19 protein-coding genes and 3 tRNA genes are annotated in these 21,565 nt (G+C 40.1%); 12 read left to right on the top strand and 10 right to left on the bottom strand.

The window, feature by feature from the left end; translation table 11 throughout:
- Nucleotides 1-217 precede the first annotated feature (217 nt).
- The gene (ftnA, locus tag PP2015_RS06430) at nucleotides 218-742 is read left to right on the top strand and encodes a non-heme ferritin (protein WP_058029484.1); all 525 of its coding nucleotides are present in this window, start codon (nucleotides 218-220) and stop codon (nucleotides 740-742) included.
- A gap of 142 nt (nucleotides 743-884) precedes the next feature.
- Here the strand turns inward: ftnA and PP2015_RS06425 are convergent, their stop codons facing one another.
- The 3 genes from PP2015_RS06425 to PP2015_RS06415 all read right to left on the bottom strand — a co-directional run bounded on the left by PP2015_RS06425 (nucleotide 885) and on the right by PP2015_RS06415 (nucleotide 4,464).
- Nucleotides 885-2,261 carry a class II fumarate hydratase gene (locus PP2015_RS06425; protein ID WP_058029483.1) on the bottom strand — a complete coding sequence of 459 codons (1,377 nt, stop codon included), beginning with the start codon at nucleotides 2,259-2,261 and terminating at the stop codon, nucleotides 885-887.
- A gap of 9 nt (nucleotides 2,262-2,270) precedes the next feature.
- Nucleotides 2,271-2,663, bottom strand: a complete 393-nt coding sequence (locus PP2015_RS06420) for a hypothetical protein (RefSeq protein ID WP_227009181.1) — start codon at nucleotides 2,661-2,663, stop codon at nucleotides 2,271-2,273.
- A gap of 274 nt (nucleotides 2,664-2,937) precedes the next feature.
- Entirely contained in the window at nucleotides 2,938-4,464 is a 1,527-nt protein-coding gene (locus PP2015_RS06415; RefSeq protein WP_058029482.1) for a fumarate hydratase, read from the bottom strand.
- 333 nt (nucleotides 4,465-4,797) lie between these two features.
- On the opposite strand from PP2015_RS06415, the gene pabB reads away from it, so the two are divergent.
- The 3 genes from pabB to PP2015_RS06400 all read left to right on the top strand — a co-directional run bounded on the left by pabB (nucleotide 4,798) and on the right by PP2015_RS06400 (nucleotide 8,197).
- Entirely contained in the window at nucleotides 4,798-6,150 is a 1,353-nt protein-coding gene (pabB, locus tag PP2015_RS06410) for an aminodeoxychorismate synthase component I (protein WP_058029481.1), read from the top strand.
- Between the two features lie 20 nt (nucleotides 6,151-6,170).
- Nucleotides 6,171-6,731: a CoA pyrophosphatase gene (locus PP2015_RS06405; RefSeq protein ID WP_083496534.1), complete on the top strand. Its 561-nt coding sequence runs from the start codon at nucleotides 6,171-6,173 to the stop codon at nucleotides 6,729-6,731.
- Between the two features lie 89 nt (nucleotides 6,732-6,820).
- A complete protein-coding gene (locus PP2015_RS06400; protein WP_058029480.1) occupies nucleotides 6,821-8,197 on the top strand; it encodes an L-serine ammonia-lyase in 1,377 nt (458 codons plus the stop codon).
- A 105-nt stretch (nucleotides 8,198-8,302) separates the two neighbouring features.
- Here PP2015_RS06400 and cysB read toward each other — a convergent pair whose 3' ends face one another.
- Nucleotides 8,303-9,280 (bottom strand): HTH-type transcriptional regulator CysB, encoded by a 978-nt coding sequence (gene cysB / locus PP2015_RS06395; RefSeq protein ID WP_058029479.1) that lies wholly within the window; start codon nucleotides 9,278-9,280, stop codon nucleotides 8,303-8,305.
- A 274-nt stretch (nucleotides 9,281-9,554) separates the two neighbouring features.
- On the opposite strand from cysB, the gene PP2015_RS06390 reads away from it, so the two are divergent.
- Nucleotides 9,555-10,316 (top strand): hypothetical protein, encoded by a 762-nt coding sequence (locus PP2015_RS06390; protein WP_058029478.1) that lies wholly within the window; start codon nucleotides 9,555-9,557, stop codon nucleotides 10,314-10,316.
- Between the two features lie 30 nt (nucleotides 10,317-10,346).
- Here the strand turns inward: PP2015_RS06390 and PP2015_RS06385 are convergent, their stop codons facing one another.
- On the bottom strand, nucleotides 10,347-11,636 hold the full coding sequence (locus PP2015_RS06385; protein ID WP_058029477.1) for an NCS2 family permease: 1,290 nt from the start codon (nucleotides 11,634-11,636) through the stop codon (nucleotides 10,347-10,349).
- Between the two features lie 369 nt (nucleotides 11,637-12,005).
- On the opposite strand from PP2015_RS06385, the gene PP2015_RS06380 reads away from it, so the two are divergent.
- The 3 genes from PP2015_RS06380 (at nucleotide 12,006) to PP2015_RS06370 (ending at nucleotide 13,598) form a co-directional block, all read left to right on the top strand.
- Nucleotides 12,006-12,455 (top strand): tetratricopeptide repeat protein, encoded by a 450-nt coding sequence (locus PP2015_RS06380; RefSeq protein ID WP_058029476.1) that lies wholly within the window; start codon nucleotides 12,006-12,008, stop codon nucleotides 12,453-12,455.
- 238 nt (nucleotides 12,456-12,693) lie between these two features.
- Nucleotides 12,694-13,125, top strand: a complete 432-nt coding sequence (locus tag PP2015_RS06375) for a SulA-like leucine-rich domain-containing protein (protein WP_058029475.1) — start codon at nucleotides 12,694-12,696, stop codon at nucleotides 13,123-13,125.
- Between the two features lie 14 nt (nucleotides 13,126-13,139).
- A complete protein-coding gene (locus tag PP2015_RS06370; protein WP_058029474.1) occupies nucleotides 13,140-13,598 on the top strand; it encodes a YchJ family protein in 459 nt (152 codons plus the stop codon).
- A 38-nt stretch (nucleotides 13,599-13,636) separates the two neighbouring features.
- Here the strand turns inward: PP2015_RS06370 and PP2015_RS06365 are convergent, their stop codons facing one another.
- Nucleotides 13,637-14,158, bottom strand: coding sequence for a VC2046/SO_2500 family protein (locus PP2015_RS06365; protein WP_058029473.1), 522 nt, complete (start codon nucleotides 14,156-14,158; stop codon nucleotides 13,637-13,639).
- Nucleotides 14,159-14,270: 112 nt separating this feature from the next.
- Between PP2015_RS06365 and PP2015_RS06360 the strand changes: the two genes are divergently transcribed.
- The 3 genes from PP2015_RS06360 to PP2015_RS06350 all read left to right on the top strand — a co-directional run bounded on the left by PP2015_RS06360 (nucleotide 14,271) and on the right by PP2015_RS06350 (nucleotide 14,571).
- Nucleotides 14,271-14,355 (top strand) — tRNA-Tyr (locus PP2015_RS06360).
- Between the two features lie 19 nt (nucleotides 14,356-14,374).
- A tRNA-Tyr gene (locus PP2015_RS06355) sits at nucleotides 14,375-14,459 on the top strand.
- Nucleotides 14,460-14,486: 27 nt separating this feature from the next.
- Nucleotides 14,487-14,571, top strand: a tRNA-Tyr gene (locus PP2015_RS06350).
- Between the two features lie 26 nt (nucleotides 14,572-14,597).
- Here PP2015_RS06350 and PP2015_RS06345 read toward each other — a convergent pair.
- Nucleotides 14,598-15,269, bottom strand: a complete 672-nt coding sequence (locus PP2015_RS06345; RefSeq protein WP_058029472.1) for a M48 family metallopeptidase — start codon at nucleotides 15,267-15,269, stop codon at nucleotides 14,598-14,600.
- Between the two features lie 84 nt (nucleotides 15,270-15,353).
- Here PP2015_RS06345 and PP2015_RS06340 point away from each other — a divergent pair, with 84 nt between their 5' ends.
- Complete coding sequence (locus PP2015_RS06340; RefSeq protein WP_058029471.1) at nucleotides 15,354-16,334, top strand: ion channel; 981 nt, start codon at nucleotides 15,354-15,356, stop codon at nucleotides 16,332-16,334.
- Between the two features lie 24 nt (nucleotides 16,335-16,358).
- Here the strand turns inward: PP2015_RS06340 and hrpB are convergent, their stop codons facing one another.
- Genes hrpB through PP2015_RS06325 form a run of 3 tightly spaced genes read right to left on the bottom strand, consistent with a single transcriptional unit; the run spans nucleotide 16,359 to nucleotide 21,554 of the window.
- Nucleotides 16,359-18,779: an ATP-dependent helicase HrpB gene (hrpB, locus tag PP2015_RS06335; protein WP_058031560.1), complete on the bottom strand. Its 2,421-nt coding sequence runs from the start codon at nucleotides 18,777-18,779 to the stop codon at nucleotides 16,359-16,361.
- A 28-nt stretch (nucleotides 18,780-18,807) separates the two neighbouring features.
- Nucleotides 18,808-20,670 carry a GGDEF domain-containing protein gene (locus PP2015_RS06330; protein WP_058029470.1) on the bottom strand — a complete coding sequence of 621 codons (1,863 nt, stop codon included), beginning with the start codon at nucleotides 20,668-20,670 and terminating at the stop codon, nucleotides 18,808-18,810.
- Nucleotides 20,667-21,554, bottom strand: coding sequence for a type 2 periplasmic-binding domain-containing protein (locus PP2015_RS06325; RefSeq protein ID WP_058029469.1), 888 nt, complete (start codon nucleotides 21,552-21,554; stop codon nucleotides 20,667-20,669). Before PP2015_RS06325 ends, PP2015_RS06330 begins: the two co-directional genes overlap by 4 nt.
- Nucleotides 21,555-21,565: the final 11 nt, after the last annotated feature.

Below are 21,565 nucleotides of genomic sequence, written 5' to 3'. Positions count from 1 at the left end.
TTCGCATTCTTACTAACAATTTTACCTGTATAGTCATTCATCGCTGGTTTTTACGTGATGAGCTTTAATGAGAGTGATTGCGCTTTTTGCTTAGCTGGATTTTTGCGTTTTTTCTCACCTAAATTGTTATTTTTATTTGTTTTTCTTTATGATCTACTTGTATTCATAAGCGTATTAAAGAACAATGCGTGCATAAATTCTTAGAGGAGTAACCGCTATGTTAGCCCCAGCAATGGTTGAAAAATTAAACGAGCAAATTAATTTAGAATTCTATTCTTCAAACCTATACTTACAAATGAGTGCTTGGTGTGAAGACAAAGGCTTCGAAGGTGCTGCTGAGTTTTTAAGAAAGCATGCCGTTGAAGAAATGGAACACATGAACCGTTTATTCACTTATGTAAGTGAAACAGGTGCATTACCAATTTTAGGTGCTATTGAAGCGCCTCCTCATGAGTTTAATTCTCTGGGTGATGTTTTTAGAACGACCCTAGAACATGAGTGCACTATTACTAAAGCAATTAACGAGCTTACGCATGTTGCTTTCACAACGCATGATTACTCAACATTCAACTTCTTACAATGGTATGTTGCTGAACAACATGAGGAAGAAAAGCTGTTCAAGGGTATCCTAGATAAGCTAGAGCTAATCGGTGAAGACGGTAAAGCGCTATTCTGGATTGACAAAGATCTTGCTGAATTAGCAAAAACTGGTAGTACTTCTATTATGGAAGCTGGCGCTTAATCTAAGTGTCACTCACAAAAAAAGGTAGCTGTTTAGCTACCTTTTTTGTTTTAAGGTCAGTGCTTTGAGTTATCAATAAATGTATTTTCAATAATCGTTACATTCACTCAATTTGAATTAACTCTATTGATTTCTGACTTTTTTACAATCCACCCTTTGTAAGCTTTTCAGGATTTAACAGCTCTGTTAATTCATTAACAGACAAATCAGTGTGTTCGCTCGCCACATCAACAATCGGGCGCCCTTCTTTGTATGCTGTTTTCGCGATAAACGCGGCTTTTTCATAACCTATGATCGGGTTGAGAGCCGTCACTAGAATTGGATTTTTTGCCAGTGCTTTATTGACGTTTTCTTCGTTCACATTAAATGTTGCAATCGCTTTATCAGCAAGGAGTCGACTTACATTCGCCAAGATGTCGATACTTTCAATAATGTTATGCGCAATCACAGGCAACATAACATTGAGCTCAAAGTTACCCGATTGACCCGCTACCGAAATTGTCGTGTCGTTACCAATGACTTGTGCACTGACCATGGCTGCCGCTTCTGGGATCACTGGGTTTACTTTACCAGGCATAATTGAAGAGCCCGGTTGCAGTGCTTCAAGTTCAATCTCAGCAAGACCTGCCAGTGGGCCTGAGTTCATCCAACGTAAGTCATTGGCAATTTTCATATTTGCCACAGCCATTGCTTTTAATTGTCCTGAAAGGCCAACAATCGCGTCTTGTGAACCAATATGGTAGAAATGATTGCTACTTGGTTTAAAACGAATACCAATATTTGTACTTAAATATTGCGTGAACACCTTGGCAAATTGTGCATCGGCATTTACACCAGTGCCTACTGCTGTGCCACCTTGTGCAAGTTCGTAGACTCTTTCTACGCTACTTAATATACCTTGGTACGCGCAGTCAATCTGATGCTGCCAACCACCTAAAGTTTGCGCAAATGTTACAGGCATTGCATCCATTAAATGCGTACGACCTGTTTTAACTACATGACCGACTTGTTTAGATTTTTGCTCTATCACTTGTGATAAATGTTTTAGTGCAGGTAATAGCTCATAAACGACAGCAACTGCACTACTGACGTGAATAGCGGTTGGGATCACGTCATTTGAGCTTTGACCCATATTTACGTCGTCATTAGGGTGGATCTGAATACCGCTTTGCTGTGTTGCGAGCGTCGCGATGACTTCATTGGCATTCATATTCGAGCTTGTACCCGAGCCTGTTTGAAACACATCAACCGGGAATTGGTCTAAGTGCTCACCTTCAATAATACTTTGCGCTGCTTTGGCAATCGCCTGTGCTTTATCTTGTGAAAGATGCCCTAGCTCTGCATTTGCCTCGGCCGCCGCTTGTTTAATGTAAGCAAGTGCTCGAATAAACTCTTGCGGCATAGTTAACTTGCTAACTGTAAAGTTATTGACTGCACGCTGGGTTTGCGCTTTATAAAGTGCGCCTTCAGGCACATCTAATACACCCATGCTGTCTGATTCTTGGCGAAATGTAGTCATCTTTGACTCCTATAAAAATGGATTAAATTCACGACACAGCACTCTTGCTTCAAGCTCCAGCGCCAAATATTTTTGTTTATCGGCTTGCTGCTGTTTGTAGAATCGCTTCAAAGCGAGAAGAGGCTTATATAGCTGCTCAAAACATTGCTTTCTGATTGACTCATGTACGAGTGGATCAGCAATTTTATTGAGTAACTCATTGAATACTCTTTTTAAATACAGTTCTTGTAACAATGTGCAATGACTGCTGCCGTACCATTTTGCTAATGCCAAACTGCCCTCAATATATTGAGATACCAAAACAGGTGCTTCTAATTGAGGTCTTCGACAGTGGGTTTTTAAACAAGGTGTGTAACAAGCAATAGTTTCTTTCAGACACATATGAACCGATTTCAAAATCATAATTGATAATCATTATCATTACAGTTAATCAATTGGTTTTCAAGTTTGAATTTGAAGAATTTAAATTACTGTGAATAATCAGAAGAAAGTTCGGGCACTGGGGCAGGAACAAATATGAAGAAATTCAGTGATCACGCGGCGTAATTATTTGAATATAAACGCGATGTAAAATCGCTACTACCAAGCCAATTCTGTAGCACCGACTTTTTTGGCGTTTAAACACAAAAAAGGAGTGAAAAATCACTCCTTTTTTCATTTAAAACAAGCTAATTGCTTATTTTAACTTGCTGTCTAACTCTTCGATTTTCGCTTTCCAAATCGCAGGACCTGCAGTGTGCGCGTTGTTACCATCGCTGTCTACTGCAACTGTTACTGGCATATCTTCTACTTCAAACTCGTAGATTGCTTCCATACCTAAATCTTCGAACGCTACTACGCGCGCTTTCTTGATTGCTTTAGATACAAGATAAGCTGCACCACCTACTGCCATTAAGTAGATTGATTTGTTTTGCTTGATAGATTCAACTGTCGCTGGACCACGCTCAGCTTTACCAATCATGCCCACAATGCCTGTGTTTTCTAGCATTAGGTCGGTGAATTTATCCATACGCGTTGCTGTAGTTGGACCTGCAGGACCTACAGCTTCGTCGCCTACTGCATCAACAGGGCCAACGTAGTAGATAAACTTGTTCTCGAAATCTACACCTTCAGGTAAACCTTCACCTGACAAGATCATGTCTTGAAGACGCTTATGTGCTGCATCACGACCTGTTAAGATTTTACCTGAAAGAAGAACTGTTTCACCCATCTTCCAATCTAGTGTGTCTTCTTTTGTTAGTGTGTCTAAGTTTACGCGACGTGTGTCTTCACCCACTTCAAACGTCAGCTCTGGCCAATCTTCAACTTTAGGTGCTTTAAGATTTGCAGGGCCTGAACCGTCTAGCGTGAAGTGTACGTGACGTGTTGCTGCGCAGTTCGGGATCATTACAACTGGCTTAGATGCAGCATGTGTTGGTGCTGTTTTGATTTTAATATCAACAACCGTTGTTAAACCACCAAGGCCTTGTGCACCAATACCTAACTTGTTAGCACGTTCGAAGATGTCTAAACGTAGCTTTTCTTCAGCTGTTTCTGCTCCACGCTCGATTAGCTCGTGAATATCAACCGGATCCATCAGTGATTCTTTCGCTAGTACCGCTGCTTTTTCAGCTGTACCACCGATACCTATACCTAGCATGCCCGGAGGACACCAGCCTGCGCCCATAGTTGGTAGTGTTTTCTCAACCCAAGCAGCAACATCATCAGATGGGTTAAGCATAACCATTTTAGTTTTGTTTTCTGAGCCGCCGCCTTTCGCTGCGATCATCACTTCAACTTCAGCGCCTGGTACCATGTCAATGTGTACTACTGATGGCGTGTTATCTTTGGTGTTTTTACGTGCGCCAGCAGGATCTGCAACAATTGATGCACGAAGTGGGTTGTCAGGGCTGTTATAAGCGCGACGTGTACCTTCATCAACCATTTGCTGTACAGTTAAGTCTGTTTTATCCCACTTAACATCCATACCTACTTTAACGAAACACGTAACGATACCTGTGTCTTGACACAGTGGACGCTTGCCTTCAGCAGACATACGAGAGTTAATTAAGATCTGAGCAATCGCATCTTTAGCCGCTTTGCTTTCTTCTTTATGGTAAGCCTTTTCTAGCGCTTGAACGAAATCGAGTGGGTGGTAATAAGAGATATACTGCAATGCATCTTCAATGCTGTCGATGAAGTCTTGTTGACGGATCATACTCATGACGGTTCCTTAATAATCGTAAGTCAAATATAGCTTACGCCTTTAACATGTTGACGGTTTTAAGTGATTTTAACAATTGTATTAGAGTTTTGCTCAATTATAACGACAGATAACGTTTACCGAGAATCGGTTAACGGTAATGGTTCAATAACTAGGCGAAAATTAGTGTGCATAGAGGTTCTATACAAATAGTTTTCAACGACGTTAGTGAATCATTTAGCGCGTTAGAATGATCTAATTTTTAATTCAATTGGTATTGAGCATCACTATTGTAAAACTGGCAAATATGATACCCTCCTCGCCCGTTTCGGGCTAGTTTTCAGGTTCAAGTAAATGATAAATGAGCAAATCAATTGTAAAAAATTAGACATTAAGCTATCTACTGAGTTAGTTTTTGAGCAATTCGCCCATTTGCCTCACGCAGTTTTATTAGATTCAAGTAACGCGCAACACGAAAATAGCCGTTACGACATCATCAGTTTTGAGCCAAAGCACCTCGTCGAAGCGAAAAATAAGCACGTATTTTTGGACGGTAAACAACAAACGCAAAGTTGTTTCTCCATTATGCAATCACTGTTAAGTGATTTATCGAATACACTAACCGCTGAAAATTTACCTTTTACCGGTGGTTGGTTAGGTTACTTTGGTTATGACTTGGGTCGTTATATTGAACCCATGCCTGAGTTGGCAATCGAAGACATTAATATGCCTGATATGAGTGCAGGTCTATATTTAGATGCGCTGATTTTTGATAATCAGACATCTGAGTGGTTTTATGTTTCTCAGCCAAACTTCGATCGCCTTGACACGTATTTAGCGGCAATTAACAAACAAGCTGCAAAAGCAGTCCCTTTTAAGCTCACCTCTGAGTGGCAATCGAATCTTGATAAAAGCGCGTATGAAAAACAGTTTGATAAAATTCAAGCTTATTTAAAAAGTGGCGACTGTTATCAAATTAACTTAGCTCAGCGCTTCAGTGCAGAGTTTAATGGCGCCCCTTGGTCAGCCTACAAAACTCTTAGAGCACACAACAAAGCCCCATTTGCTGCTTTTATAAATCACCCACAAGGAGCAATTTTATCGGTGTCGCCTGAGCGTTTTATTCTGGTTGAAGATGGCAAAGTCGAAACTAAGCCAATCAAAGGCACACTGCCCAGATTAAAAGAAGCAACAGCCGATAAAGTGCAAGCTGAAATACTGAAGAATAGCCCTAAAGATCGCGCCGAAAATGTGATGATCGTAGACCTTCTCCGTAATGATTTAGGTAAAGTGGCCAAGCCGGGTACTGTGACTGTGCCTAAACTATTCGATATTGAAAGTTTCCCTGCTGTTCATCACTTAGTGAGTACCGTACAGAGTGAGTTAGCTGAAGGTAAAACCGCCATTGACCAATTAGAAGCTGCTTTCCCCGGTGGTTCAATCACTGGTGCGCCTAAGATTCGTGCGATGGAAATTATTGAAGAGCTCGAACCTCATCGTCGTAGCGTATATTGTGGCTCTATTGGTTATATCAGTGCGTGTGGCAAGATGGATACGTCAATCACCATTCGTACTTTGGTATGTAGTGACGATAAAATTCATTGCTGGGCTGGCGGTGGCATTGTTGCAGATTCGAAAGCAGCATTGGAATACCAAGAAACTTTAGACAAGGTAAACAAAATATTACCTATACTGAGTAATAGTTAAACAAAAATTGAGTGGAGCAAATGAAGTTATCTGACATTGTATGTAAATTTAATCTCAGTGCGCCTCTCATTGACTCTGCTCACTTTGAAAATACCAGAGCAAGTGCCGTACTATTGCCTCTGCTTGAGGTTGATAATAAAGCTGCTTTATTATTCTGCAAACGCGCTGCCTACTTAAAACATCACCCTAGCCAAATTTGCTTTCCAGGTGGTAAGTTTGAACAGTTTGACCCTTCATTGCAGGCCACAGCAATACGTGAAACCAATGAAGAGCTGGGTATTTGTCCTAGCCACATTAATTCTATCGGCCAATTACCTACCCATAACACATTAACAGGCTTTACCATTTCCCCTATTGTCGCAACACTTCAATCTCACGCTTCTTGGCACACTGACAGTGATGAGGTAGAACGAGTATTTACAATTTCACTCGAGCGTTTATTTGACGAAAAAAACTGGCGCTCAATCGAAGTACAATTAGGCGGAAAAGACCGAAAATTCGATATTTTTCCTACTGAGCATGGCTTACTATGGGGCGCGACGGCTAAATTAGTTAAAAATTTTGCTCAACTGGTCAACTAACCACCACTTAGCCAGCGCAAAATAGTTACATTGAAATACTTTAACGTTATGATGTGCGTCCGTTCAAAGGCAATGTTGAGTAGAAGTTTATGATTAGTGCATTTGATATGTTCAGTATCGGGATTGGCCCGTCGTCGTCACATACGGTCGGCCCAATGCGCGCTTCACGTCTTTATGTAAAAGATTTACAAGAAAAACAATTAATCGACAAGGTTACTTCTGTCAAAGTAGAGCTATATGGCTCACTTGGTCAAACTGGTGTTGGTCACGGCTCAGGTAAAGCGGTGATTTTAGGCTTAGCAGGTTACGACCCTGAAACCATCGATGCCGATGCAGTACCTGAAATTTTAGACACCATCGAAAACGAACAAGTTATCTACTTAGATAAAACCCATAAAGCGGCTTTTCCAAAGCAAGGCGCGATTGTTTTCCATCGTCGTAAAACCTTGCCTAAGCACTCAAACGCCATGGAAATTTTCGCATATGCTGGCGATGAGTTAATTCATAGCCAGGTTTATTACTCTATCGGCGGCGGTTTTATTGTGACCGAAGAAGCCTTCGATCAAGAAAAACAAGCTGCTCTCGATATTCGCGCAGAAAACCCAGCCCCTTACCCTTTCAATAATGCTCAAGAGTTATTGGATATGTGTAAAGAGACAGGCTTAAGTGTGTCATCTCTAATGATGGCTAACGAGAAAACACTTCGTGCAGAAAAAGATATTAAAGACGAACTCTTCAATATCTGGACCGTCATGAAAGCTTGTATTGAGCGTGGTATGCGTACTGAAGGTATTTTACCGGGCGGCTTAAAAGTAAGACGTCGTGCACCGAGCTTATATTTAAAACTAAACGTTGAAAATAACAACGACCCACTTCGTGCAATGGACTGGGTTGATTTATTCGCTCTAGCCGTAAACGAAGAAAACGCTGCGGGTGGCCGTGTAGTGACTGCACCTACAAATGGTGCGGCGGGGATCTTACCTGCGGTATTAATGTACTACCATACATTCATCAAAGAAGTAGATGCTGAAATTGCAACACGCTATTTATTAACTGCTGCAGCGATTGGTATTCTTTATAAAAAGAATGCGTCAATTTCAGGTGCAGAGGTTGGTTGTCAAGGTGAAGTCGGTGTTGCTTGCTCAATGGCTGCAGGTGCACTCACTGAAATCATGGGCGGCAATGTTGTACACGTTGAGAACGCGGCTGAAATCGGCATGGAGCATAACTTAGGTTTAACATGCGACCCTGTTGGTGGTTTAGTACAAGTTCCTTGTATTGAACGTAATGCTATGGGTGCAGTAAAAGCAATCAATGCATCACGTCTTGCTATGCGTGGTACGGGCGATCAAAAAGTATCGTTAGATAAAGTAATCAAAACCATGTTAGATACTGGTAACGATATGAAAACCAAATACAAAGAGACTGCACGTGGTGGTCTTGCGGTTAATATTATCGAATGTTAATCACTAATACCAATCCTCAAAATAGATCACTTAATTAAGAGGGTTGGTATAACAATAGTTAGACAAAAAAGGCTGCAATTGCAGCCTTTTTCATTGATAAGATAATTACTTCACTGGTAACTCAATGTCTTTGAACAGCTCGTCTACGTCATCTTGATTACGCAGCAAGCTCGCTTTTTCAACCAACTCTTTGGTTAAGTGTGGTGCGAAGCGTTCAATAAAGTCATACATATAACCGCGTAAGAAGCTGCCTTTTCTAAAGCCAATTTTAGTTGTGCTCGCCTCAAATAAATGACTTGCATCGATACAAACTAAATCGTCATCAGTTTGGGTATCAATAGCCATGGTTGCTAACACACCCACACCTAAACCTAAACGAACATAAGTTTTAATCACATCAGCATCTGTTGCAGTAAATACAATATGTGGCTCTAGACCATGGGCATTAAACGCTTTATCAAGCTCAGAACGACCAGTAAATCCAAAAACATAAGTGATCAATGGATATTTCGCGATATCTTGAACAGAAATATTTTTACCGAGTTTTGCAAGTGGGTGATCTTTTGTTACTACGATGCTTCTGTTCCAGTGGTAACAAGGCAACATGACTAAATCACTGTACAAATGCAGCGCTTCTGTTGCGATAGCAAAATCAGCGTCACCACGAGCAGCCGCGTCTGAAATTTGCTGTGGCGTGCCTTGATGCATATGGAGAGAAACTGCAGGATACTTCTGCATAAAGCCTTGGATCACCCCAGGTAACGCATAACGAGCTTGGGTGTGGGTTGTCGCAATATTCAACTTGCCTTGATCTGGTAAGGTGTGCTCATTCGCAACGGCTTTTATTCCCTCAACCTTAGAGAGTATTTCACGGGCAATATTGATAATTTCATTACCCGCTGGGGTAACGTGCGTGAGATGCTTACCGCTACGGCCAAAAATTTGTACACCAAGTTCATCTTCAAGCATTCTCACCTGTTTAGAAATACCAGGTTGAGATGTGTATAGACTTTCAGCTGTGGCCGACACGTTCAAGTTGTGATTGAGGACTTCTACAATATATTTTAGTTGTTGTAATTTCATAATATTTTTATTGTTTTAGTTTTTCTCGAGCAACGGCTTCGTTATTGAGCCATACAGCATTTTGCCCTAATTCTCTAAGGCTAGCATATTTGAAGACTTTCAGGTAGCAATTGCCTCATTTGTTTACGACTGACCATAATTTAAATCTTAAACTATAATAAAAAGCTATGAATTAAATGTATTTTTTATCAGAATATCGTGTTGCGCTATTCAGTAAACGATAATTTCATGTAAGATAAAAATGGTTTGAGAACTTTATGATTGAGAAGTCGCTATGCTTGTCCCAATAATTATTGTGCTAATCGTTGCTTTGATCATCATTGCCGTGTGGGTTAGTGCAGTTCAGCAACATAAAGAGAAGCAAGAAGCAGAAAGAAGAAAAGAACTTGCTAAACAGAAACGTATCATTGAAGAGTCTGAAGATGTGATCGTAAATAGCAGTAATATCCCAATGTCTGAATTTATGATCCAAGTCTTACAAAGGCGGGTTCATGATGCTTTAACGGTCATGGTTGAGCTTTCTCCTTCGTCAAGGGAACTAAAAAACCGACTACATGAATCAAAAGAGCGTATGAATTCGACGCCTGAAAATGCTAATAATTCAGACAATCTGAGCTTACCTGACAGTGACAAACAGCTCATAGCTTTAGTCCAAGGTATTAAAAAGCTAAGAAGCGTACTTCGTTCTGAGCATTCCAAAGGTAAAGTTGAAACGCAAAAGTTTGTTGCCGAAGACAGAAGACTTGAAAAGCTACAATTAAAAATTAATGTTGAAAGTCAGATTAAGCGCGGTATCGCTGCTAGAACAGCCAACATGGTCGGTTCAGCTCGACAATATTTCGAAAAAGCCTATGCCACAATATGCGCTGTAACCTATTCTGACGAATATGTAACAAATAAAAAGCAACTTTTAGAATCTTACTTAAACGAAATCAGTAGCGAACTAAAAGCGTCAAACGAATCTTCTGTAAAACAAAAGAAAGAACAAGAGCAAGACGATTTAGACGTACTATTTGCACCAAAGAAAAAGTGGTAACACTTTTCCTTTGGTCTAAGATTTTACCAGTTAGCTTAGCGCAAATTTGACCAAAAATAATGCAGTTAGTACCCACACACTGATTGTAATTTCATCTTTCTTTCCACATACAAACTTCACTGCTGTATAAGCAATAAAGCCTAAAGCAATACCATGAGCAATTGAGAAAGTTAGTGGAGTCATGAGTAACACAACACTCACAGGGATAGCGTCTGTCATGTCATCCCAATTCACCAGTTTTAAGTTTTGTAACATTAATACAGCTACATACAATATTGCCCCAGCAGTAGCATAAGCTGGGATCATTTGTGCCAAAGGCGCAAAGAAAGTCATTAGTAAGAAACATACGCCAACAACAACAGCGGTTAAACCCGTTCTTCCGCCCACCGACACACCTGATACCGATTCAATATAAGATGTCGTTGTTGAAGTTCCTAGCATAGAACCTGCGATTGTGGCCGTACTATCAGCTGAAAGCGCACGTCCCAAACGTGGCATTCTCCCCTGCTCATCTGCTAAGCCAGCTTTTTGCGTTACCGCTACCAAAGTGCCAGAAGTATCAAATAAATCTACAAATAAGAATGCAAATACAACACTCAGCATTGAAAGCTCTAGTGCACCAGCTATATCTAATTGCATAATTGTCGGCGCGATACTTGGCGGTGTGGACACAAGGCCTTGATACTCAATCAAGTCTAAAGACCATGCAGCTAGAGTCACGATGAAAATGCTGATCAGGACACCGCTTTTTACATCTCTAAACATCAATGCAGCAATGACAAAGAAACTTAATATTGCCAATAACGGACCTGCACTGGTGATATCACCTAGTTGCACAAGCGTGGCAGGGCTTGCGACAATTATTTCAGCATTTTTAAGTGCGATAAGCGCTAAAAATGCACCTATACCAGTAGCTATTGCTTGCTTTAAGACTAATGGGATCGCGTTTATAATCCACTCTCGCACTTTAAATAAGCTTAAAACTAAAAAGATACAACCCGATAAAAATACAGCCCCTAGTGCTGATTGCCAGCTATAACCCATGCCTAAAACCACACCATAGGTAAAGAAAGCATTTAGGCCCATGCCTGGAGCAAGTGCAAGAGGATAATTTGCCCAAAAACCCATAATGAAGCAACCAATTGCCGCCGCAATACACGTAGCAACAAATGCAGCACCAAAGTCCATACCTGTTTGCGCTAACATAGCTGGGTTTACAAAAACGATGTAAACCATAGTGAGAAATGTCGTGAGTCCAGCAATTAACTCCGTTTTCACACTAGAGCCTTGACGCCTGATAGAAAATAGCTTTTCGAGCATAGATGTTTCCATTGGTAAAAGTTAAAAGAAATTTATAATTCTTATAAAAGCGGCGCTATTTTAGCGGCTTATGGCAATGATTAAAAATGCAATTTAAGTTTATATGCGTGCTAATTTTCAAATTACTATGGGAGAGAAATGTGTCTTTTTAGCGTGTATAAACGTATGGCCTATACAAAAATGAAACACGTTTATTCTTTTTATAACTGTCAGAAACTTTTAATTAAAGAAAGCGTTAAAAAATAACTGCATAATGATGGTAAAAATATATAATTATGTGGCAAGAATTTCGCATAGCTAAATTTATGACCAACATAGTCGCAAAGTTTTGACTACAATAATATTAAGCATTTCAAAAATAGGTAGAGTATGGATAAATCGCCAGATAATAGCGCGGCGCATCACGACTTAGAGCAACAGCTATTTAATGTGCTTGAGTTCGTTACAACACCTCCTAATGGTGAACTACGCTATCCAAAAGAGCATGATTCTGTCACTGCTTTTAAAAAAGGGTTGTACTACCTACAAGAAAAATCGTATCCGTTGGCGACGAAGTGGCTGCGCATGGCTGCTATGTCTGGAGATAACAAAGCACAATTTTATTTAGGTTTGATGTTTATAAAGGGCCAAGGGGTGCCACAGAGCGTATTCCATGCCATGGCTTGGTTATCACTTGCTCAAAGCCAAGGTGTAGATGCGGCCAATGCAGTGATAGAACAAATTAAACCGCATTTAACGACGAAAAGAATCAAAGATGCACAGTGCTACGCTGCCACCTTGTATGAGCAAATTCATCAATTACAATTCCAGTCAAATTAAGTCTACTTTTCCATACAGTAGTTTTATACAGTATTCACTGTAAAAACTACTGTATATAAACACTGTATCTATACCACGTTTAAAAAATCAATATCGAAAAAACAATAAACCATTGTTTTTAAATGGTTTATATTTTGGCAAATATTAAAGTTGATTAAAAAGTAACATTTTTGCTTGCAATAAAACACTGTATAAACTACTGTATATAAATACTGTATAAACAACCAGTGAGATGATTATGTTACAGACAAACGCAGTTTTACCAAGCTCAATAAAAAAAGTAGATGCAGCAAAAGCCGTTAACTTTGTTGAAACTCCTGATGAAATTTGTGCCAGTCTTGAATTGCTTAAGATCATTCATCAATGTAATCACAAACAAGGTTGGACACTACTAATTGCACCTGACCATATCCCAAATAAAGATATGCTTGAGTCCAGCTCAATAGACTCAAGTAAATTGTTAGTGATCAGAAAAAAACACATCGTTGATTTAGAGTATGTTCTAAATTCAGCATTAAATAATGGCAACTTTGCAGCGGTTATTACATGGACTGGCATTACGAATTCAGAGCAGCTTTCGCAAATGCACTTAAGCCAAACAGATATCTCGCTATACTGTTTTACTGAAAACAGCAGCAAAGCGTGTACAATAGAGCGCATAGCAAGTTAATAAAAGATTTTCTTATGTGTTACTGTTCTAACACTCAACCTTATGAGTCATGCTGCAATGTATTTATTGCAAAGCAAAAGTTACCTGGCACAGCGGAGCAACTTATGCGCTCTCGTTACAGTGCTTATGCAACTAATAATGCACAGTATATACTTGAGACTTATGCCAAATCTGAGCAAAGCAATCACAGCCTTGAAGACATCGAAGCATTTGCTTCAATCGCTAACTTTATCAAGCTCGAGATCGTATCAACAAAAACTTCGCCTGAGTTTGATTATGTGGAGTTTAAAGCTCATTATTTAGCAGGCGGAAAACATTGCCAAATACATGAGGTTTCAAGATTCATTAAAGAAGAAGGGGCATGGCGTTACTTAGATGGCCAATTATATGACGTGCCTGAGTTAAAAGTGTCTAGAAATGATCCTTGCCCCTGTAATAGTGGCAAAAAGTTTAAAAAGTGTCACGCTAGCTGATTTAAACAGCACTTAAGTTCACTCACTATCATCTCGCATTAGGCGGACAACTGAACCGCCTGCTGCATTTCACCGCTGGCTAATTGATCATAAAAACCTGCTGCATCCATTTTAGGTTTATCTATCTCTAAAGCGCCAGCTCTTTGAGCGAAAATTTTAGCCTGCACAGTGGGCTCACAATTATCAATTACGGCCAACTCAATGTGCTTCTTATCATCTCTGATATGAAAAGGTTCTGGCGAAAGACAATTTCTTAGCCTTAATTCTGTAAGCCCCTGCTCATGAAGTAAACGGCTATTGTTTTCACCTATTGTCATATCATAAGAGTTGGGGGCCGTTTGTTGCTGGGGACCAATTTGAAGTTCTTTTTTTAACGCACTTTCGCTCTTATCTGGCTCAATTAATTCTGATTCAGGTAAATGAAATTCACTGAAGTCGAGTGCGTTTGGTGAGAGCATAGCCAAACAAAGCGCAAAGTCAGCACGACGATCTTGTGCCACGCTTTTTGCTAGCGTGTCACCAAGCTGATGCTCCTTGTTTAAAATGCGCTCTAATTGCATAGAGTTTCACCGATTATTTCAAAAGTTACATTTTTATCGGCATTTTTTAAATTTTCTTTAGTTGTTTTCTTTACTTAATAAAAAACTTTGTTATTATCAGCGCCGTTGTTTAGGAGGGGTTCCCGAGCGGCCAAAGGGATCAGACTGTAAATCTGACGGCTCTGCCTTCGCTGGTTCGAATCCAGCCCCCTCCACCATAACAACACTTTACAACTTGGAGGGGTTCCCGAGCGGCCAAAGGGATCAGACTGTAAATCTGACGGCTCTGCCTTCGCTGGTTCGAATCCAGCCCCCTCCACCAAGTTGTACAAAATTAGATATCCCCTGTGGAGGGGTTCCCGAGCGGCCAAAGGGATCAGACTGTAAATCTGACGGCTCTGCCTTCGCTGGTTCGAATCCAGCCCCCTCCACCATCTCCTTTTTGTTGAATCTTCTTAATTCATTCTATCATTAGTTTTTTACCATTCTTGTTAAACCATATTCTTGCTGACTTATAATCTTGGTAATGCTTTTCAACAAGTTCCCAAAATAATTTGTTATGTGCCAGTACATGGCAATGTGCTAGCTCATGAACAATGACATAATCAATCATATGCTTTGGTGCCCCTGCAAGAAGGCTATTAAAAGTAAGCGCTTGTTTACTGCTACAACTGCCCCAACGGCTTTTATACTCCCTGATTTTCACGGCTGAAATATGACAGTTCATTTGCTCAGACAATCGCTCTAGGCACAACTCTAAATAACTACAGAGCAAATCTGTCAGTATTTCAATTATCGCTCGCCTGAACTCATGCCTATCTTGGCGCAGCTCTTCAGGTAAATATACCAAATGGCTCTCATGATCTAGTACGGGTTTGATGATATCTGAAAATTCAATCTTATAAACTGAGCCAAAAACCAATAACGACCTTGTATGCAGCGGCTTTTGTATACTTGGAGCAAGCTCTAGCTTATTTCTTTGTGCATGCACCCAGTCTTTTTTGCTCTTTAGCCAATTTTCTAAAGCGACCTCACACACGTTATAGGGAGCTGTCACGACCACTTGATCTGGTGTGACTTTAATTGCAACCGTCTTTCTTCGTTTACTAAGCTTTAATTGATAATCAAACATTTTTAAGAATTTTTTTTACTTCACATTCAATACCATAAATTTACTGCTACCTTTAGTGTAATAAGACTATAAAGGGGTTAATTTATGAAAGATAAACCTACTTGCCAATATCAATCTCCCGATGGCCATCGTTGCCAAGAAATCGATATGGGTTCTGGTCTTTGCTTTTGGCATGACGCAAAGTTCGATAAAAGTGGGCTTGAATTATCGCAAAAACTAGAACGTTATGCCAAGCGTGGTGGTCTTCTGCAAGGTTTGGAGTTGAAAAGAGCGAATCTAGAGGGACTAAACCTTGTCAAACATAATGACCATACTGGTTACGACTTATCATATAGTAACTTTTATCGTGCGAATTTAAGAGGCGCGCACTTATTTAACAACAAAATTGAAAATGCATCTTTAATGAAAGCCGATCTGCATGATGCCAATTTGCATTGCTGTAAGCTTTCAAATTCCAACCTATTGGGCATAAAGCTAAACAATACTCGTATCGATAACATAGATTTAAGTGGTAAGTTACAGCAAGAGAATGAAGCAAGCTTAGCAGCCAAAGAGAAACGAACTGAAGATGCCGCTGACTTCTTCTTACAATCTGAAGAGACATACCGCACACTGAGAAAAGGCGCTGAGCAACAAGGTCTTTTTGAAATGGCAGGTAATTATACTTACAAAGAACTGCGTATGCGTCATTATCAATACCCAACTCATTCAAAAAAACGCTTTATGAGTGCGGCTGTTGACCTGCTCTGTGGTTATGGTGAAAAACCCGCAAATGTGATCCGTTTCAGCCTTTCAATGATTGTATTTTGCGCACTGATGTATTTCCTGTTTGGCATCAGTTATCAGAATGAAGTGCTTTCTATAAATTTTTCACAAAGCTTTTCTGACAATATAAGTGCACTGCTTAACAGTTTTTATTTTAGTGTAGTGACATTTACAACTCTGGGTTATGGCGACATAACCCCCATCGGATTTTCACGCTTTATTGCCACAGTTGAAGCATTTACAGGTAGTTTCTCATTGGCATTATTCGTAGTCGTCTTTGTAAAGAGAATGACGCGTTAGCATATCGGTAAGTATGAAAAGTCGCTACATGCGACTTTTGACTCTGTTTGTGGCAACACTATTTGCAGGGTCATCAGGCCAAAAATGTTTTGGATAGCGTCCTTTCATTTCTTTTTGCACTTCTTTGTAACTTGTTCCCCAAAAATTTGCTAAGTCTTGCGTAAGCTGTAAAGGACGTTGTGCTGGAGATAATAACTCCATTAACAAAGGAAGGCGCCCCTCGCATAATTTTGGGGTTTCAAGCATGCCAAACACCTCTTGCATTCGAACGCTCAGTTTTGCAGGCCCCTCTTCCTGATAAGTAAGTTTTATATTTGACCCTGAAGGCACTTGTATTTTGACTGGCAAGAGTTTCTCTAACGCTTGCTGTTGAGACCACTCTAGACAACTCATGAGTGCATCTTTGAGCGCGAGTTTAGTTAACGCGTCGTACTGTTTAACTTGCTCTAAATATGGATATAACCATGTTAAATCTGCGATTAACGCATGCTCCGATAAATCTCTGAATGTGTCAGGATAAAACTTGCAGGCGAGCTTAAGGCGCGTAAGTAACTGCTCACACTCGCCATATGATTTAAATAATGATAGACCTTGTTTAGCTATCAAACTTAACCAAGCTTGCGTTCTTGCTTGTGTGTCAATTTCGGCTCTGCTTGGCTTGCTAGAAAGGGTTATTTGACCAAGGCGTTCTCGGTCTTCATGAATAAACTTGAGTTGCTTTTCATCAAATTCGCAAACTGTTTGTTGGCTTATCAAGTACGGAAGATAAGCATTTAGCTCTTCAATATGTAAGGGAGTCGCACTAAACACTTGCATCCCCTTTTCCCCTCCCAGGGATACAATAGCTAAGTACTCAGCAACTGGCCACACTTGTTCATTAACTTTGACACCTGCACCGTTTGCCATTAAAAAGCCTTGCCCTCTACGTTTTGCGATACGATCGGGGTAAGCCAATGCAATAAGGAGTGGCACGGCGGATATAGGGAGCTCTGCAGGTTTTGCAATTTTAAGCCTTTTACACCAGTGCTGATAGGCTTGCTTGAAGCTTGATGTTGGCCTACTAAGCATTGCAGATAGTGCAATCACTACATCAGGGTTATGTTGTTTTCCCTCCTCCCATAGACTAACCAATGCACATGCCAAGGCAGTAATATCCGGGATATCAACTTCAAGTTGTTGGGCTTTTAATATCATATGGGCGTGTCTTGGTTCAGTACCAAAACTATGGATCTGAGCGCCTAATGGAGTTAATTTTCCGTTGGCATCCAAGACTTCTAACATCTGCAGTAATTGAGTCGCTTGCTCTTGTTGAGCTGGCGAAGGCTGATCAAGTAATGGCAGAGCTGACACTTCTGCTCCCCACACTTTGGCTTCGAGCATTAAGGCACTAATATCTGATGTTTTTATCTGGGGTAAATCGTGGGCTATGCGTCGGTCGAACTGCGTTTTTTCACCCAGTCTATAAACAACTCCCGGCTCAATACGCCCCGCACGCCCCGCCCTTTGCACCGCCGACGCTTTTGAGATTGACTGCGTTTGAAGCTCACTCACACCGGTGTTCAAGTTGTAGACCGCAGCGCGTTTTTTGCCACAGTCTATCACTACTCGAACACCTTCAATGGTCAAAGACGTTTCGGCCACATTGGTGGTCAAGACCACCTTTCTTTTTCCTTGAGGTGCTGGAGCAATTGCGGCTTGCTGTTGTTGTTTATTTTGTTCGCCAAATAAACTGACGACGTCAATATTGTCACCCAATTCACCTAAATTTTGCGCCACAAAATTGATCTCTTTTTGACCTGGAAGAAAAACCAAAATACTGCCAGATTGCTCCTCAATCGCTTTATGTATTACGCTTGGTATGGCTGCTAACCACTCTCGTTCGCTACGAAGTGGCACATACATTTCTTCAACAGGGTAGCTTCGGCCCTCTGAGCTAATTAGAGGACATTGTAAAAACTGCTGATAACGCTCGGAGTCTAAAGTCGCAGACATGACTAAAATTTTAAGGTCATCTCTCAATGCGCTTTGGCTTTCTAATGATAAAGCCAACGCGGTATCCGCTTGTAATGAGCGCTCATGAAACTCATCAAAGATAATTAAATCTATGCCATCTAATTCTGGATCTTGCTGGATTATCCGTGTCAAAACACCTTCAGTGACAATTTCTAAACGTGTTCGGGAGCTGACTTTCGCCTCTTGCTTTATTCTTAATCCGATTTGCTCGCCGACTTGTTCTCCTAATTGTTGAGCTAAGAAATTAGCAATATTGCGAGCAGCGAGTCGGCGAGGCTCAAGCATGACTATTTTTTTAAACTGCCCTGATAACATGAGTTGTAATGGCAACCAAGTTGATTTACCTGCACCTGGTGGCGCTTGTAGTAATACACTAGAATTAGAAGATAAAGATTCGGACAGTTGTGAATATACAGATTCAATCGGCAGCACAATTACGCTCATGATAAAACTTTTTTCGCTAGTTTATCACGGTACTAAGAATATCCTCACGGTTTGAGATCACTTTAAGTTTACCCTGCTCTATCAATTGCTTGGTACCATTAACAATTTCTTCGGCGCTGAGTGTATTTTCAATATTCGCTTCTGTAACCCCAACCCATGCATTCCTGCCACCGTTTTTAGACATATATAGACAAACATCTGCAAGCTCTATGGTTTGTTCCCAGTCAAGTAAAGCTACACTTCGGTGAAGAGGATATGATGTAAAGCCGAAAGAAGCTGTTATTGGAATATTTATGTCGTTATCTATAAATTCATAAGTCTCAATATTGACTCTGATCCGCTCTAGGATTTCTGCTGCTGAGTCACGTGAGATATTTGGCATTAATAATAAAAATTCTTCCCCACCCCAACGAATAATGACATCATTCTGCCTAATCGTTTGTTTCAATACCGTCACAAAAGATTTCAATACTGTATCACCTGCACTATGTCCATAAGTGTCATTGACCCGCTTGAAGAAATCTATATCAATCAAGCACATAATCGTTGACTCAGTCAAAATCTCAGTAGGTAAATATTCATCAATATGAGTGAACAAAAAGTGGCGATTATAGGCTCCGGTCAAGCTATCTGTGTAACTCAGTGCTTGAAGCTGTTTATTTCTAATTGCCAGCTCCTGTGTGCGCTGAGCAACTTGCTGCTCAAGCATTTTCAGCGTGCGTTTATTTTGCCAGCGCCAATACATAAAAAATAGCAATGTAAAAAGCAATACAACGATTAAAATTACACGCTGTTGAAGTAACGCCGTATTTTCTATTGCTTGCATTTGTTGCGTGATCTTTTGCTCTTTTAGAGCATTGTCTTTTTCAAGCAATGATAGTTGCTGCCTTTGCTGATCAAAATCAAATCTTGCTTCTAGTTGTAATAGCTTATTATTTCTCTTTTGAAGGTCTAAGGCTTTTTGCGTAAACGCATAGCGTTTTAAATATAAATGTGCCCATTGATAATCTTGGATTTGAGCGAAACTAGAAGCTAATGTATATTGCAGTTGAGCTTGCTCTTCTAAAAAGCGAGTATGAAACGTACTTTGAAGACCATCCTGAGCCATTAAAATAGCCTTAGCAAACATACCAGCCTGCAAATAAGCTTCGGCTTGTAAAACTTTGATCACCAATTGCGTGTGCTGAATCTGTGACCCTTGATTAACCTGATTAATTTGATTGAGTAACTCTTGCGCAATGCCAAATTTACCCAGTTTGAGCTTCACTTTTACCTTTTCAATAAGCAAGTCTATATAGACCTTCTTACTCATATTTTCTTTTTTTAATGCTTCATCAATAATATAAGATGCTTGCAGATAACTTTCTTGTGCAAAAAACAGTCTCGCTTTCCATAAGTATACTCTTGAAATAAGGTGGCTGTTTTTAGGTAATTGATTGATAAGAATATCAATACTTTGCATTTTTTCAGCGGCTTGCTTGTTACGTTCTAGTGACAGCTCTAATCGAATGATTGACAAGTAAACATTAATTAAAAAAGCTGGCTCAGCAAGCTCTATTGCAATATCTAACGCACCTTGTTTAAGTATTAAACTCTCTCTATAGTCTCCATAAAGGCGCTGTAATAGTGCAATTAGTAGCATAGCTTCTGCTTGCACTTTTTTGTTATCTAGTGCTTTAGCTTCTTGTTCTAATGCTTTTAAGTTGGGTAACAATTTAAGATCATAAGTCGAAAAGACTGCTTTTTTATATACCTCAAGCTTTGCTGGCAACTCTGCAAAACTTTTAGTTTGAACTTTCGCAGTAGGCGTTTTGCTGATCACTTCAAAGCAAGTAAAAATAACAAACAATGCAAAAAAACGAGTTGTTAACTTGATCATGGTTGTCCTGGTTTGAGCATTTGAATGTTAATAGTTTGCCAATCCTTGACCTTTTCATTGATAAAACCTGATTGCTTCAACGCTTTTTCAATTGTGCCATTGTTCCTTAGCATCTCGAGGCCTTTGTTGAGTGCTTCGAATACGGCACGACCTTCTGGGTGGCGCTTACTAACTACAAAATGCCTTGAATCAGGTAAGAAAACCTTTAAATCATTAACAGGCACATAAAGGCGGTTTTCAAAGTTTAGCTCCAAAGTAGAACTTACACTGAAATTGATTAACATAGCATCCACAACGCTGGTCTCAACCATTTCAAGCATGGTCTCCCAAGGCCCAATGAAACTCACAATGTTAAGGTCAGTATTATGAAGAGCTCGCCAATCTACTTTCCACCGAGGATTCGCAACGACGGTTAACTTTTCTAGCTGTGTTTTGGCTAAGTTATGTAGATGCACATTTCTTTTTGCAACGTATAAGCCAGCTTCGTACTCTCCAAACTTGACGATAGGCTCACTGACAAAAAGCGATCCTCTATAATTTAAAATATCTTCATGCCAAACAGAACGAGCAAGAATTAAACTATCACCTGCAATCAAGTCAGAATACTCTAAAATATTTATAGAAGGTTTAGGGTTAAAAATTACAGGTCTGTCTATGCCACCAAGCTTTAACGCTTGCTGCAGCAGAATCATCTCTATAATTTCTATATGAGACCCTTTCGTAGAAGCATGAAAATCTTTTATTTCATAGGGTGAGCGTCCATTCAAAAATCGATAATAGCGCTGTGTAAAATTCTCGCTATACATAATGTCAACAACAAGCGGACTTTGTGAGAAACACCAGTTCGGCAGTAAGAGAAAGAGAGAAATAACAACAAACCGCATAAACACCACAC

The organism is Pseudoalteromonas phenolica (assembly GCF_001444405.1).
GTDB lineage: Bacteria > Pseudomonadota > Gammaproteobacteria > Enterobacterales > Alteromonadaceae > Pseudoalteromonas > Pseudoalteromonas phenolica.
The sequence above is the reverse complement of the archived record's forward strand: the minus strand, read 5'-3'. Positions and strand labels throughout refer to the sequence as shown.